The 13,265-nt window shown below is 73.9% G+C and carries 11 protein-coding genes; all 11 read right to left on the bottom strand.

The window, feature by feature from the left end:
* Nucleotides 1-38 precede the first annotated feature (38 nt).
* Nucleotides 39-1,922 (bottom strand): hydantoinase B/oxoprolinase family protein, encoded by a 1,884-nt coding sequence (locus O2V63_RS13130; RefSeq protein ID WP_269168001.1) that lies wholly within the window; start codon nt 1,920-1,922, stop codon nt 39-41.
* A complete protein-coding gene (locus O2V63_RS13125; RefSeq protein ID WP_269168000.1) occupies nt 1,919-3,982 on the bottom strand; it encodes a hydantoinase/oxoprolinase family protein in 2,064 nt (687 codons plus the stop codon). The genes O2V63_RS13130 and O2V63_RS13125 overlap by 4 nt, the downstream gene beginning before the upstream one ends.
* A gap of 112 nt (nt 3,983-4,094) precedes the next feature.
* Nucleotides 4,095-6,527, bottom strand: coding sequence for an FAD-dependent oxidoreductase (locus O2V63_RS13120; protein WP_269167999.1), 2,433 nt, complete (start codon nt 6,525-6,527; stop codon nt 4,095-4,097).
* Nucleotides 6,524-7,765 carry a beta-ketoacyl synthase N-terminal-like domain-containing protein gene (locus O2V63_RS13115; RefSeq protein ID WP_269167998.1) on the bottom strand — a complete coding sequence of 414 codons (1,242 nt, stop codon included), beginning with the start codon at nt 7,763-7,765 and terminating at the stop codon, nt 6,524-6,526. Before O2V63_RS13115 ends, O2V63_RS13120 begins: the two co-directional genes overlap by 4 nt.
* A complete protein-coding gene (locus O2V63_RS13110; protein ID WP_269167997.1) occupies nt 7,762-9,051 on the bottom strand; it encodes a beta-ketoacyl-[acyl-carrier-protein] synthase family protein in 1,290 nt (429 codons plus the stop codon). Before O2V63_RS13110 ends, O2V63_RS13115 begins: the two co-directional genes overlap by 4 nt.
* Nucleotides 9,048-9,479 (bottom strand): cupin domain-containing protein, encoded by a 432-nt coding sequence (locus O2V63_RS13105; RefSeq protein WP_269167995.1) that lies wholly within the window; start codon nt 9,477-9,479, stop codon nt 9,048-9,050. Before O2V63_RS13105 ends, O2V63_RS13110 begins: the two co-directional genes overlap by 4 nt.
* Nucleotides 9,476-10,450, bottom strand: a complete 975-nt coding sequence (locus O2V63_RS13100; protein WP_269167994.1) for an ACP S-malonyltransferase — start codon at nt 10,448-10,450, stop codon at nt 9,476-9,478. The genes O2V63_RS13105 and O2V63_RS13100 overlap by 4 nt, the downstream gene beginning before the upstream one ends.
* Nucleotides 10,447-10,941: an SRPBCC family protein gene (locus tag O2V63_RS13095; protein WP_269167993.1), complete on the bottom strand. Its 495-nt coding sequence runs from the start codon at nt 10,939-10,941 to the stop codon at nt 10,447-10,449. Before O2V63_RS13095 ends, O2V63_RS13100 begins: the two co-directional genes overlap by 4 nt.
* A gap of 46 nt (nt 10,942-10,987) precedes the next feature.
* Nucleotides 10,988-11,257: an acyl carrier protein gene (locus tag O2V63_RS13090; protein ID WP_269167992.1), complete on the bottom strand. Its 270-nt coding sequence runs from the start codon at nt 11,255-11,257 to the stop codon at nt 10,988-10,990.
* Complete coding sequence (locus O2V63_RS13085) at nt 11,254-12,744, bottom strand: acetyl-CoA carboxylase biotin carboxylase subunit (RefSeq protein ID WP_269167991.1); 1,491 nt, start codon at nt 12,742-12,744, stop codon at nt 11,254-11,256. Before O2V63_RS13085 ends, O2V63_RS13090 begins: the two co-directional genes overlap by 4 nt.
* Entirely contained in the window at nt 12,741-13,265 is a 525-nt protein-coding gene (locus O2V63_RS13080) for an acetyl-CoA carboxylase biotin carboxyl carrier protein (RefSeq protein WP_269167989.1), read from the bottom strand. Before O2V63_RS13080 ends, O2V63_RS13085 begins: the two co-directional genes overlap by 4 nt.

Below are 13,265 nucleotides of genomic sequence, written 5' to 3'. Positions count from 1 at the left end.
CCCGGGACGCGGACGTGACCCGAACGTGACGGCTCCGGTCAGAGCAGGTCGAACTCGTTGTACGACTCACCGCCGGACAGCAGCGCGTAGCCGGGGCCGCGGTCGAAGAACGGCTGCACCTCCGGGCGGGCAGCGCGGAGCTCCTCGCGCAGCTGCGCCGTCGCCGCCTCGTCGGCCGTGCCGTCGTCCCGGACCACGACGCCGTAGTCGTCCCGGGCGCCGGCGACGCTGACCTTGTGCCAGGAGATGTCCCGCAGCACCTCCTCGACCGGCCGGTCCAGCGGGTCGCCCCAGCCGCCGCCACCGGTCGTCCGCACCCGCACGACGGTGCCGGCCTTCAGCGGCTCGGCGTCGGCCAGTGCGTCGACCTCGTGCTCGCCCGGCCCGCCCGGGTCCACGGTGATCGAGAACGGTCGCCCGGCCCTGCCGCCCTTCACGCCCCAGCAGGACAGGATCGAGCGATCGGCGATGGACATGAAGTGCGCGTCGCGCAGCACCCGGATGTCCTTCTCGTAGCCGCAGCCGCCGCGGTACCGGCCCGGGCCGCCAGAGTCCTTCGCCAGCGCCAGCCGCTCGATCCGCAGCGGGAAGCGGGACTCGGTGAACTCGGTGGGCAGGTTCCGGGAGTCCGGGACGACGTGGATGGTGTCCTCGCCGTCGGCGTAGTAGCGCCCGCCGGAGCCGCCGCCGAGCACCTCGCGCATCAGGTAGGGCTCGCCGTTGGCGTCGGTGCCGTAGACGCCGGTGTAGCGGATCGTCTCCTGGTCGGCGGGCATCCGGCCGCCGGTGGCCTTGGCCAGCACCCCGGCCAGCACGCCGAGCAGCCGCAGGATCACGAACGTCCGGGCGTTGGTGGGCGCCGGGAAGATCGGGGTGAGCAGCGTGCCCTTCTCCGGGAAACGCATCTCGATCAGGGGGACGACGCCCTCGTTGACGTCCAGCTGCGCCATCCGCTCCGGCGACTCGGCCAGGTTCCGCAGGATCGGCGCCAGCCACTTCTTCAGGAAGTTGCCGTCGGCGTAGTCGCCGCAGTGGTTGATCGGGCCCTTGGCCTGCGGGCCGGTACCGGTGAAGTCGATGACCAGCGGGACGTCCTTGGTGGAGTCCATGGTCAGCGTGATCCGCTGCCGGTGCAGCTGGGGCTCGTCGACGCCGTCGTGCTCGGCGTAGTCCTCCCAGACGTAGGAACCGTCCGGGATCTGGGAGAGGATCTCCCGCCGGTACACCTCGGTCGAGCTGCTCAGGATCGACTCGAAGCAGGCCTCGACCGCCTCGACGCCGTACCGGTCGAACAGCTCACCGAGCCGGCGCGCCCCGGCCAGGCAGGCCGAGCACTCGGCGTCCAGGTCGGCGGCGAGCGAGTCGGGCATCCGTGAGTTGCGGGTCATGATCGTCAGCGCGGCGTCGTTCCGGACCCCGCGGTCCCACAGCTTGATCGGGGGGACCATCAGGCCCTCCTCGAACACGCTGGTGGCCGCCGACGGCATGGAGCCGGGCACCGCGCCGCCGATGTCGTCGTGGTGGCCGAACGCCTGGATGAAGGCGACCACGGTGGGCCGCCCCGCCACGTCGGCGAACACCGGCACCGTGACGCACAGGTCGGGCAGGTGCCCGATCCCGCCCTCGGAGAGGTAGACGTCGTTGTGGAAGAAGACGTCGCCGGGGTTCATCGCGTCGATCGGGTGGTCGCGGACCACCGGCTGCACCAGCGCGGAGTACGAGCGGCCGGTGAGCTTGCGCAGCTGCCGGTCGTGGATGCCGGCCCGGAAGTCGTGCGCGTCGCGGATCATCGGGGAGCGGGAGGTGCGCCCGATCGACGTCTCCACCTCCTTCTCGATCGCAGCCAGCGTGCCGGCGACGATCTCCACCAGCACCGGGTCGGCGGCGTCCGTGCCACCAGGATGGCCATTCTGGTGGTTCATCGGGCGGTCTCCTTCGTGAGCAGCAGGTTGCCGAAACGGTCGACGGTGGCGGAGAAGCCCGGGTGCACCGGGACGGTGGAGCCGAACTCCTCGACGATCGCCGGGCCGGCGACGACGTCGCCGGGGGAGAGGTCGGGCCGCCAGTACAGCGGCGCCTCGACCCACTCGTCGAAGAAGACCGGGCGGGTGCCGCGGCGCGCGTCGCGGTCGGAGGGCGCCGGCTCGACGATCTCCGGACGGCGGATCGGCCCGATCCCGCTCACCCGCAGGTTCACCCACTCCACGGCCTGCCGCGGGTCGGTGGCGAAGTCGTAGCCGTAGAGCTGGTGGTGGGCCGCGTGGAAGGCGGTGGCGACGGCGTCGATGGCCGCGTCGTCCAGCTCGCCGTCCCCGACCGGCACCCGCACCTCGAACGCCTGGCCGACGTAGCGCAGGTCGGCGGTGCGCTGCATCCGCTGCTCGCCGCGCGGGAAGCCCTCGCCGTCCAGGGCGACCTCGGCCTGCCCCTCCAGCTCGGCGAAGGCGGTGGCCAGGGTGGCGGGGGAGACGTCGGCGTGCCGGGCCACCATCGTCTGCACGTAGTCGTTGCGGACGTCGACGGTCAGCAGCCCGAAGGCGCTGACGTTGCCCGGGTTCGGCGGCACCAGGGTGCGCGGCAGCCCCAGCACGTCCATCAGCCGGCAGGCCAGCAGCGAGCCGGAGCCGCCGAAGGTGGTGAGGGTGAAGTCGCGGACGTCGAGGCCGCGGGCGACGGTGACCTGGCGCAGCGCGTTGGCCTGGTTCCACGCCGAGATCTCCAGGATCCCGCTGGCCAGCGCCTCGACCGTCAGGCCCAGCTCCCCGCCGAGCTGCTCCAGCCCGGCCCGGGCGGCGTCGACCGAGAGCGGGATCTCCCCGCCCAGCAGGTGCGGGGGGATCCGGCCGAGGACGACGTGGGCGTCGGTGACGGTGGGCTGCTCGCCGCCGTTGTCGTAGCAGATGGGGCCCGGGTCGGCGCCGGCCGACTTCGGCCCCACCTTGAGCGTGCCCTCCGGCGACAGCCAGGCGATCGAGCCGCCGCCGGCACCGACGGTGACGACGTCGATCATCGGGATCTTGGACGGGTAGTCGCCGACCGAGCCCTCGGTGGTCAGCGTCGGCTCGCCGTCGATCACCACGGTGACGTCGGTGGAGGTACCGCCGCCGTCGCAGGTGAGCACCCGGTCGAAGCCCGCGGTGCCGGCGATCAGCGCGGCGCCCAGCGCGCCCGCGGCGGGGCCGGAGAGCATCGTGGTGATCGGCTGGTGCACCACCTCTGCCGCGCTGAGCACGCCGCCGTTGCTCTTCATCACGTAGAAGGGGACGGCGGGGGCGATCTCGTCGAGGCGGCGGCGGATGTTGCTGACGTAGGCGCCGACCTTCGGCTTCACCGCGGCGTCGACCAGGGTGGTCACCGAGCGCTCGTACTCGCGGTACTCGCGCAGCACCTGGGAGCTGATCGAGACGACGGCGCCCGGATGTTCCACGTGGATCACGTCGAGCATCGCCCGCTCGTGGGCGTCGTTCGCGTAGGAGTGCAGGAAGCAGACGCCGATGGTGGTGATCCCGGCGTCCTTGAAGAACCGGGCGGCCGCGACGGCGTCCTCGCGGGAGAAGGGCCGCACCTCGGCGCCGGTGACGTCGAGCCGGCCCCGCACCGTGCGGACCAGGTCGGCCGGCACGATCCGCGGCGGCTTGACCCAGAAGTAGCTGTTGCCGTAGCCGTCGGGCACCGACTGCCGGGCGATCTCCAGCACCGACTCGTAGCCCTCGGTGGTGATGAACCCGATCCGGTCCAGCTTGCCCTCGAGCAGCTGGTTGGTGGCGACCGTCGTCCCGTGGCTGACCGCGGTCACCGCCGACCCGTCCAGGCCCAGCTGGCCCAGTACCTTCTGGACGCCGGCGAGGAAGCCGTCGGCCGGGTCGCCCGGCGTGGACGGCGTCTTGGTGGTCGCGACCTCCCCGGTCTCCTCGTCGACGGCGACCACGTCGGTGAAGGTGCCGCCCGTGTCGATCCCGATGCGGACCCGGCGAGAGCTCATGCCGAGAAACCTTAGTGCTGAGATACCTCCATCGGAAGACGTCGCCCGACGAACTCCGTGTTTCCCGGTGGCCCCGCGTGGCTGGCGGTGCCGGCCGCGCGGGGCCCGAACCTCAGCCGGCGAACACCCCCGCCAGGTGCTCGCGCAGCGCCGGCTCGCTCACCGGCCGGGTCCGGAACCCGACGTGCCCGTCGGGCCGCACCAGGTACGCCGCCGTCCCGGCACCCGCGGTGCCGTACGCGGCGGCGTAGGCGCCCCGCGCGTCCCGGAGCACCGGCAGGTCGACCAGCGGTGGGACGGCGACGTCCGGGCCGGCGATCAGGTACGGCCGCACCTGCCCCCCGGTGTCCTGCCGGACCGATGCGGCCAGCTCCTCCAGCGCGCGCAGCTCCTCGGCCCCGCCGCCCTCACCGGCGGACAGCAGCAGGGTCGCGTGCGTGCCCCGGGTCAGCTCGAACAGCCGCAGGTCGTGCGCGACGCCGAAGCGGCGCAGCCCCAGCACGTCCGGTGCCCGGTGCCCGGGCTCCGGCCCACCGGTGAACGCCGCCGATCCGCCCGACTCCCCGACCAGCGGGCTGTCGGCGTAGTTCATCGTCATCTGCATCTCGAGCAGGAACTGCGCCCGCTCGTCGTCCATGTCCATCTCGTCGGTGAACGCGATGGCCACGGCGCGGTCGACGATGGCCTTGCCGGCGGGCCGGCGCTCGGCCTCGTAGCTGTCCAGCAGCCCGGGGGAGGCCTGCCCGCGGACGGCGAGGGCCACCTTCCAGGCCAGGTTCCAGGCGTCCTGGATGCCGGTGTTCATGCCCTGGCCCCCGGCCGGTGGGTGCAGGTGGGCGGCGTCCCCGGCGACGAAGACCCGGCCGGTGCGGTACCGGTCGACGATGCCGTGCTTGACCCGGAAGATCGACGACCAGCGCAGGTTGCTCGCCGTCGTCCCGGCCGGGCCGAGGTCGTCGATCGCGGCCTGGATGTCGGCGAGCCCCGGCGGGTCGTACTCCTTCCAGAACCCGGGCGGCACGACGCCGCTGCCGATCGTCTTCTGCAGCCGCTGCGGCGCCAGCGTGGCCACCCGGTAGCGGTGGGCGCCCTTGAGCGGCACGCAGACCAGCATCCCGGTGAAGTCGCCGTCCTCCTCGATCCGCACCCAGCGCACCAGGTGGCCCGGCGGCATCTCCCAGTCGACGTCGACGTCCCCGAGCATGAACAGCTGCGGGAACATCGACAGGCCGCCGTCGAAGCTGAGCCCCAGCTGCTCCCGGACGACGCTGCCGGACCCGTCGGCGCCGATCAGGTACTGCGCCCGGGTGCTCGACCGGGTGCCCGCGGCGTCCACCAGCTCGGCGGTCACGCCGTCGTCGTCCTGGCTGAAGCCGGTGACCTCGACCCCCCGGTCCACCGGGACGCCGAGGGACGTCAGCCGGTCGATGAGGATCCGCTCGGTCTCGTACTGCGGCAGCCCGAGGTGGGCGTAGGGCAGCTCCTCCAGCCCGGACCAGTCGACCTGGTGGGTCTGCTTGCCGTTGACGAACACGGTCTGCCCGTGCAGCCAGCTGCCGGCGTCCATCGCCTCGGTGACGATTCCCTGGTCCTCCCAGATCTCCATCGTCCGGCAGTGCACGCCGATGGCCTTGTCCGCCTGGGCGGCCGGCTCGGCGCGCTTGTCGACCACCCGGACGGCGATCCCGCGCCGGGCCAGCTCGATCGCCGCGGTCAGCCCGGTCGGGCCCGCGCCGACCACCAGCACCTCGCACGCGGTGCGGGTCGGGGCGACCACCGGCGGGGGAGCGGCCGCGACCGCCGGCTCGGCCCGGGGCGCCGGCACGCTGGTGGTCTCCGGCGCCGCCGGGGCCGGTGCGGGGCGGGTGGCCCGGACGCCGCGGACCCCGGCCTCCTGGGGACGGAAGCGGATCTCGTAGAGCTTGCGCTCGAAGAAGACCGACAGCCAGCGGATCAGCGGCCCGCTCTGGTCGGCGTGCGACGGGTCGTCCACCCAGTTGCGGAAGTCCTGGTCGGACTCCCACTCGGCGAAGATGTGGAAGACGTCCGAGCCGGGTTCGCGGAGCAGCTCCTCCCGGATCAGGCCCGGTGTCCCGCGCAGCCGGTCGGTGACGACGGCGTAGGCCCGCTCGAACGCCTCCTCCTCGCCCGGGGCCACCCGGGTGCTGATGTCCACCCGGACGTGCGAGGCCTGCTCGCCACCGGCGATGCCGTAGCGGATCTCGTAGGTGCTGCGGTCGGCGTCCTCCCGCAGGTCCCGGAGCGAGGCGGTCAGCGCCTCCCGGGCGGCGGACCGGCCGAACGCGTCCGCGGCCGCCCGGTCGGCCCACTCGCCGACGATCAGGAAGGTGCGGGCGTCGTCGGCGTCCCGCATCAGCTCCTGCTTGACGTTGCCCGGTTCCCCGGCGATCTGGACCGCCGCCGTGCGCCACGCCTCCTCGAACTGCTCCTCGCAGCCCTCCCGCACCCGCATCCGGAGCAGGGTGCGGACCGCGCCGCCCGGCTCGGCGGCGGTGGTGGGAGCCGCGTCCTCCAACGTCGTCATGACGTCCTCTCCTCGGTGGGCCGGCGCAGCACCAGGCTGCTGTTGAAGCCGCCGAAGCCCCGGGCGAGGACGACGGCCGTCTCGACCTGCTGGGCCCGGCTGTGCTGGACCAGGTCGAGCCCGGGGGCGTCGACCGGGTCGTCGAGGTGCGCGGTGCCGGGCACGATCCCGTCCCGCATGGCCAGCAGGGCGGTGGCCACGTCGAGCGCCGAGCCGCCGGCCATCAGCCGTCCGGTGAAGGACGACGGCGCGGTCACCGGCACCGGGTCGGCGCGCCCGCCGAACACGCGCTGCAGCGCCTCCAGCTCGAGGGCGTCCAGCTCCGGCACCCCGGCCCCGTCGGCGAGGACCAGGTCCACCTCGTCCGGGGTGATCCCGGCGTCGGTGAGGGAGAGCTGGATCGCCCGGGCGTACTGCCGGGCGTCCGGTGCGGGGTCGGCGTGGTGGTGGGCGTCGTGCGTGGCGCCGTGGCCCACCACCTCGCCCCACACCCGGTCCACCCCGCGGGCCCGGGCGGCGCCGGGGTCCTCGACCAGCAGGATCGCCCCGCCCTCGCCGACGACGTGGCCGGAGGCCCGCCGGTCGAAGGGCTTGTAGGCGTCCTCGGGGGCCGTCGCCGTGGACAGCCGCCCGCTCGTCGCCTGGCAGAGCAGGGCGTAGGGGGTCACCCCGGCCTCGGTGCCCCCGACCAGCACCGCCGGGGTGCCGCGGCGCACGACGCGGCGGGCCCAGCCGATGCTGTCCAGCCCGCCCGCGCCCTCGCTCACCACCACACCCGAGGGGCCCTTGTAGCCGTCCCGGATGGAGATCTGGCCGGTGCTGGCCGCGTAGAACCAGGCGATCGACTGGTAGGCGCCGACCGACTTGGGCCCCTTGGCCCACAGCCCCTGGATCTCGTGCTGGCTGAACTCGTTGCCGCCGGAGCCCGCGGCCAGGAACACCGAGGTCGCGTAGGCGTCCTCGGGTGCGGTGTACCCGGCGTCCTGCGCCGCGAGGGTGGCCGCCGCCAGCGACATCCAGGTCCAGCGGTCGGTCTGCACCATGAGCCGGGGGTCGACGTGGTCGGCCGGGACGAAGCCGGTCACCTGCCCGGCCAGCGAGACGCCGTACTGCGCCGGGTCGAAGCCGACGATCGGCCGGATGGCCGGCTCGCCGCGCACCAGGGAGGACCAGTGCGCCTCCACGCCCACGCCGGTCGGCGCGACCACGCCGATCCCGGTGACGACCAGCCCGGTCATGGTGTCCTCCTCGTCGGGTGGGCCAGCACGATCGCGGACTGGAAGCCGCCGAAGCCGCTGCCCACCGACAGCGCGACGTCGACCTTCTGCTCCCGCGCGGTGTTGGGCACGTAGTCCAGGTCGCACTCGGGGTCGGGCACCTCGTAGTTCGCCGTCGGCGGCACCACGCCACGCTGCACCGCCAGTGCGGTGGCGGCGATCTCGATCGAGCCGATCGCGCCCAGCGAGTGGCCGATCATCGACTTGATCGAGCTCATCGAGACCTGCTGGGCGGTCGGGCCGAGGCTGAGCTTCACCGCGGCCGTCTCGTGCCGGTCGTTCTGCTTGGTGCCCGAACCGTGTGCGTTGACGTAGCCCACCTCGTCGGCGTCGATCCGGCCCTGGTCCAGGGCCAGCCGGATCGCCTCGGCCATCTCCACCCCGTCGGGGCGCAGTCCGGTCATGTGGTGGGCGTTGCAGCGGTTGGCGTAGCCGCTGACCTCGCAGTACACCTCCGCGCCCCGCAGGCGGGCGTGCTCGAGCTCCTCCAGCACCAGCACCGCGGAGCCCTCGCCCATCACGAACCCGTCCCGGCGGGCGTCGAAGGGCTTGGCGGCGTGCTCGGGGTCGTCGTTGTTGCCGGTGGTGGCCCGGATCGTGTCGAAGCAGGCCATCGAGATCGGCGAGATCGGGGCGTCGCTGGCCCCGGCGATGACGACGTCGGCGTCGCCGTCCTCGATCAGCTGGCTGCCGTAGCCCACGGCGTCGATGCCCGACGTGCAGCCGGTGGAGACCACGGTGGCCGGCCCCGAGGCGCCGAAGCGCACCGCCAGCTCGGTCGCCCCGCAGCTGGGCACCAGCGCGTGGTGCAGGAACCGCGAGGCGTACTGGGGGTCGACCAGCCAGTGCGTGCCGGCGTCGCTGACCGCGACGTACTCGTCCTCCAGCCGCATGGTGGCCCCGACCGCACTGCCGAGGACGACGCCCACCCGGTCCGGGTCGGTGGCCTCGACACCGCCGCCGAGCGCCAGTCCGCTGTCGGCGACCGCCTCGTCGGCGGCGACCATCGCCATCTGCACGAAGCGGTCGTTGCGGAACACCTCGTGGGCGGTCAGACCCAGCTTCCGCCCGTCGAAGTCGACCTCGGCGGCGACCTGGGAGCGGAAGCGACCGGGGTCGAAGAAGGTGATCCGCCGGGTCGCCGTCCGGCCGGCGGTGATCATCTCCCAGAAACCCTCGCGGCCCATCGAGCCGGGTGCGACGACGCCGATCCCGGTGATGACCACCCGGCGCCCGGTCGTGCTCACCGGACGCCCATCGAGCCCGGGGAGGGCTCGGTGTCGACGTGGCCCAGTTCGGGCCGCGGGGCCAGCGGGCCGGCGAGGAAGACGAAGAACGCCGACTCCGCGCTGTCGTTGACGATCCGGTGCCGCACGCCGATCGGGATGTGCAGCGCCGACTCGCCGCCCAGCCGGCGCTCCTCACCGTCCAGCGTCACCAGCACGTCGCCGGAGACGCAGTAGAGGAACTCCTCCGAGTACGGGTGCCAGTGCTCGGTCACGACCTCCCCCGGCTCGAGGGTCAGGGTGCCCATGAACCCGGCGGTGGCCCCCACGCTGGTCGGCGAGAGCAGCACCCGGATGTCACCGCCGCGCCGGCGGTTGGGGGCCGCGTCCGAGCGGGACACGGTGGGTCCGCACCGCACCTTCATCGTGGGGTGCTGGATGGTGGTCATCTCTCTCCTCTGCTGGGGGCTGCGCCGGTGAGCGCGTGTTCGGCATGGGGGTCCGGGCCGGGCAGGCCCGGGCCGGTGGCCAGGAGGACCGGGAGGCCGGGGTGGACCTGGCGGATCAGCGGGCCCAGGGTCGGGACGGCGCCGACCTCGACCACCCAGGTCGCCCCCGCGTCCGCCACCAGGGCGTGGGCGGTGGCCTCCCACTGCACCGGCGACGTGAGGTGCATCTGCAGGCACCGGGCCAGGTGCTCCGGGTCGCGGGAGGGCCGGGCGTCGACGTTGGACAGCACGGGCACGTCCGGGACGGACCAGTCCAGCTCGTCGAACGAGGGCGCCAGGCGCTCGGCGATCGACTGCACCAGCGGACCGTGGCCGGCGGCCCGACCCGGCAGCCGGACCAGGTCCAGGCCGGCGGCGAGGACGCCCTCCCGGGCCTGGGCCAGCTCCGGGCACCAGCCGGAGAGCACCACCTGGGCCGGCCCGTCGTAGGCGGCGATCGCCAGACCGGAGGTGGTCCCCAGGTCCGCGACCACCGCGCGGGCGACCCCACCGGCGCCCGGCCCGACGACGGCGGCCATGCCCGCGGTGGACGGGCGCGGGGAGTGGGCCAGCATCTCGGCCCGGCAGTCGACGAGGTCGACCACCTGGTCCAGCCGGAGGGCGCGCGCGGCCACCAGGGCCGCGTACTCGCCGACGCCGTGCCCGGCGACGGCGACCGGCTGCAGGCCGGCGGAGGTGAGGCTGCGGCAGCCCGCCACCCCGACGACGAGGGCCGCCAGGTGGGCGACCGCCGGGTCGTGCAGGTTGAGCGGGTCGCCCCACCACGCGACGACGTCCCGGCCCAGCACGTCGGAGGCCTCGGCCACGACGTCCCGGGCGGCCGGGTCGGGCAGCCACGCCTCCAGGGCACCGGGTGCGGCCGTCCACTCGCCCGGCAGGACGACGGCCGCCCCGGTGCGCGGGCCGGTCACCGCGCCGGCTCCGGATGCCGGGCGGCCGCCTCCACCTTGTCCCGGATGACCGCCATCTGGACCTTGCTGTTGGCGTCGATCCGTTCGGTCATGCCGGCGGTGTCGATGGGGGCCTCCGGGCGCATCCGGAAGTCCTGCACCCACCGCATCCGGGTGCCGGTGCCCTCCGGTGCGTAGCTCCAGCGGATGTCCATGAACTCGAACGGGCCGGGCTCGACGCGGTGCGCCACCACCTCGTGCCGTTCCTCGTCCAGGGTCCGCTCGGAGACCCAGCTCCACACCCGGCCGCTCTCGTCCGGGTGCATCTTCAGCCGGAACCGGAAGGTCGAGCCGGTCTGCGCGAGCACCTCCACCTCTGCGTACTCGGTGAACAGGTCCGGCCACGTCGGCAGGTCGTTGGTCATCCGCCAGACGTGGTCGATGCCCGCGTCGATGAAGATCGAGTTGTCGGTGTGGCCGACGGTCCGGCCGTCGTTCTCGGGCGTGCTCATCTGGGTCCTCCGGTGGTCGAGGGGGATGCGGCGGTGGGGTCCTTCGTCAGGCGGGCTGGGACTGGGCCGCGGAGACGGTCGCGACGATGTCGCCGAGGGTGTGGCGCTCCGCGTCGTCGTCGGGCATCTCGGTGCCGAACCGGTCGTGCAGCTCGGTCTGCATCGAGAGGAAGGCCAGCGAGTCCAGCCCGATGTCGGAGAAGTGGGCGTCGGGGTCGGTGGTGCGCGACTCCGGCGGGAGGCCCGCCTTCTCCGTCAGCAGGTCCATCAGGTCGGTCAGGGTGAACGGGGCGTTGGTCATGGCTGGGTCGGTCATTGCGGTGTTCCTTCCAGGGACGGGGCGGGGACGGGAGAGCCCGGCTCGTGCTGCTCGGGGGCCGGGACGAGTTGGAGGGGGCCGTGCGGGACGGGCAGCCCGGTGGGCGAGCTGTCGGCCAGGGCCGCCGACTGCACGAGCAGGTCGGGGAGCGCGCGGTCGAGGAACTCGATGTCGTGCCGGTCGGCGCGCACGTCGGGGTGGCGCAGCAGGGCGCGGTGCAGGCCGACGGTGGTGCGCAGGCCCGGGCCCTCGACCCGCAACTCGGCCAGCGCGCGGTCCATCCGCCGGATCGCCTGGTCCCGGTCGGGAGCCCAGACGACGAGCTTGCCGAGCAGTGAGTCGTAGTGCGGGCTCACGTCGTCGCCCTGGCGGTAGCCGGTGTCGAACCGGGTCCACGGACCGCCCGGGGGACGCAGCACGTCGAGGTGCCCGGGTGCGGGGGCGAAGCCGCGGGTGGGGTCCTCGGCGTTGATCCGGCACTCGACCGCGGCCCCGCGCGGGACGACGTCCTCCTGGCGCAGCTGCAGGCGCCGCCCGCTGGCGGCCAGCAGCTGCTCGCGGACCAGGTCGACCCCGGTGAGCATCTCGGTGACGGGGTGCTCGACCTGGATCCGCGCGTTCATCTCCATGAAGTACGCGCCCGCCTCGTCGACGAGGAACTCCACGGTGCCCGCTCCGGTGAAGCCGACCGAGAGCGCCCCGCGCACGGCCAGGGCGCCCAGTTCCGCGCGCTGGTCGGGGGAGAGGTGACCGGCCGGGCCCTCCTCCAGCAGCTTCTGGTGCCGCCGCTGCAGCGAGCAGTCGCGCTCGCCGAGGGAGACCCCGGAGCCGTGGGCGTCGCAGAGGACCTGGACCTCCACGTGCCGGGCCCGGGTCAGGTAGCGCTCCACGTAGACCGTCGGGTCGCGGAAGACCGCCCGGGAGACCGCCCGCGTGCTGGTGAACGCCTCGGCGAAGTCCGCGGGGGAGGTCACCACCGTCATCCCGCGGCCGCCCCCGCCGGCGACGGCCTTGATGATCACCGGGTAGCCGATCGCGTCGGCGATGGCGCGGCCCTCGTCGGCCGTCCGGACCGGTTCGACGACGCCGGGCAGCAGCGGCAGCCCGGCGTCGGCCATCAGCCGCCGCGCGGTCGCCTTGTTGCCCATCTGCTGCATGACCTCCGGCGGGGGGCCGACGAAGGTGAGCCCCTCCTTGTCGCAGATCTCGGCGAAGTCGGGGTCCTCGGAGAGGAAGCCGTACCCGGGGTGCACGGCGTCCGCGCCGGTGCGCAGTGCCGCCTCGATGAGGTTGGGCACGTGCAGGTAGCTGTGCCGCGGTGCGGCCGGGCCGATGTGGACGCTCTCGTCGGCCATCTCCACCACCGCGGAGTCCCGGTCGGGGGTGGAGCAGGCGGCGACCACCTCGATGCCCAGCTCCCGGCAGCCCCGCGCGATGCGGACGGCTATCTCACCGCGGTTGGCGATGAGCAGCCGGCTGATCACCGCGGGCCCCCGTCGCAGCGCAGGTACATCAGCACCTGCCCGTACTCCACCGACTCGGCGTCCCCGATGACGACCTCGGCGACCACGCCCGCCTCGTCGGCGACGATCGGGTTCATCAGCTTCATCGCCTCGACGATCCCGAGCGTCTGACCGGCCTCGACCTCGTCGCCGACCCGGACGAAGGGCCCGGCGTCCGGGGCCGGCGCCGCGTAGAACGTGCCGACCAGGGGGGCGTGGACGGCGGTGAGGTCCGCCGGCACGTCGGTGTCGGGGGCGGGGTCCGCGGCGAGCGTGAGGCCGCGCGGCCCGGGGACGCCGGCGCCGTCGGCGGGCGGACGGTCCTCGGTGGCCCACTCGATCTCGATCGAGCTGTCCCCGCTGCGCACGGTGAGCCGGCGCAGGTCCCCGGGGAGGGTCCGGGCCAGCTGCAGCACGTCCTCCCGCAGCGAGCGCGCCTCGTCGTCCTCGCCGGTGGGTGGGCCGGTCACCTCGGCTCGCTGGGCGAGCTCCCCGGGGCGCAC

The organism is Modestobacter sp. VKM Ac-2977 (assembly GCF_026968045.1).
In the GTDB taxonomy this organism is placed as follows: domain Bacteria; phylum Actinomycetota; class Actinomycetes; order Mycobacteriales; family Geodermatophilaceae; genus Modestobacter.
Note: the sequence above shows the minus strand (reverse complement) of the source record. Positions and strands in the feature narration are given on the sequence as shown.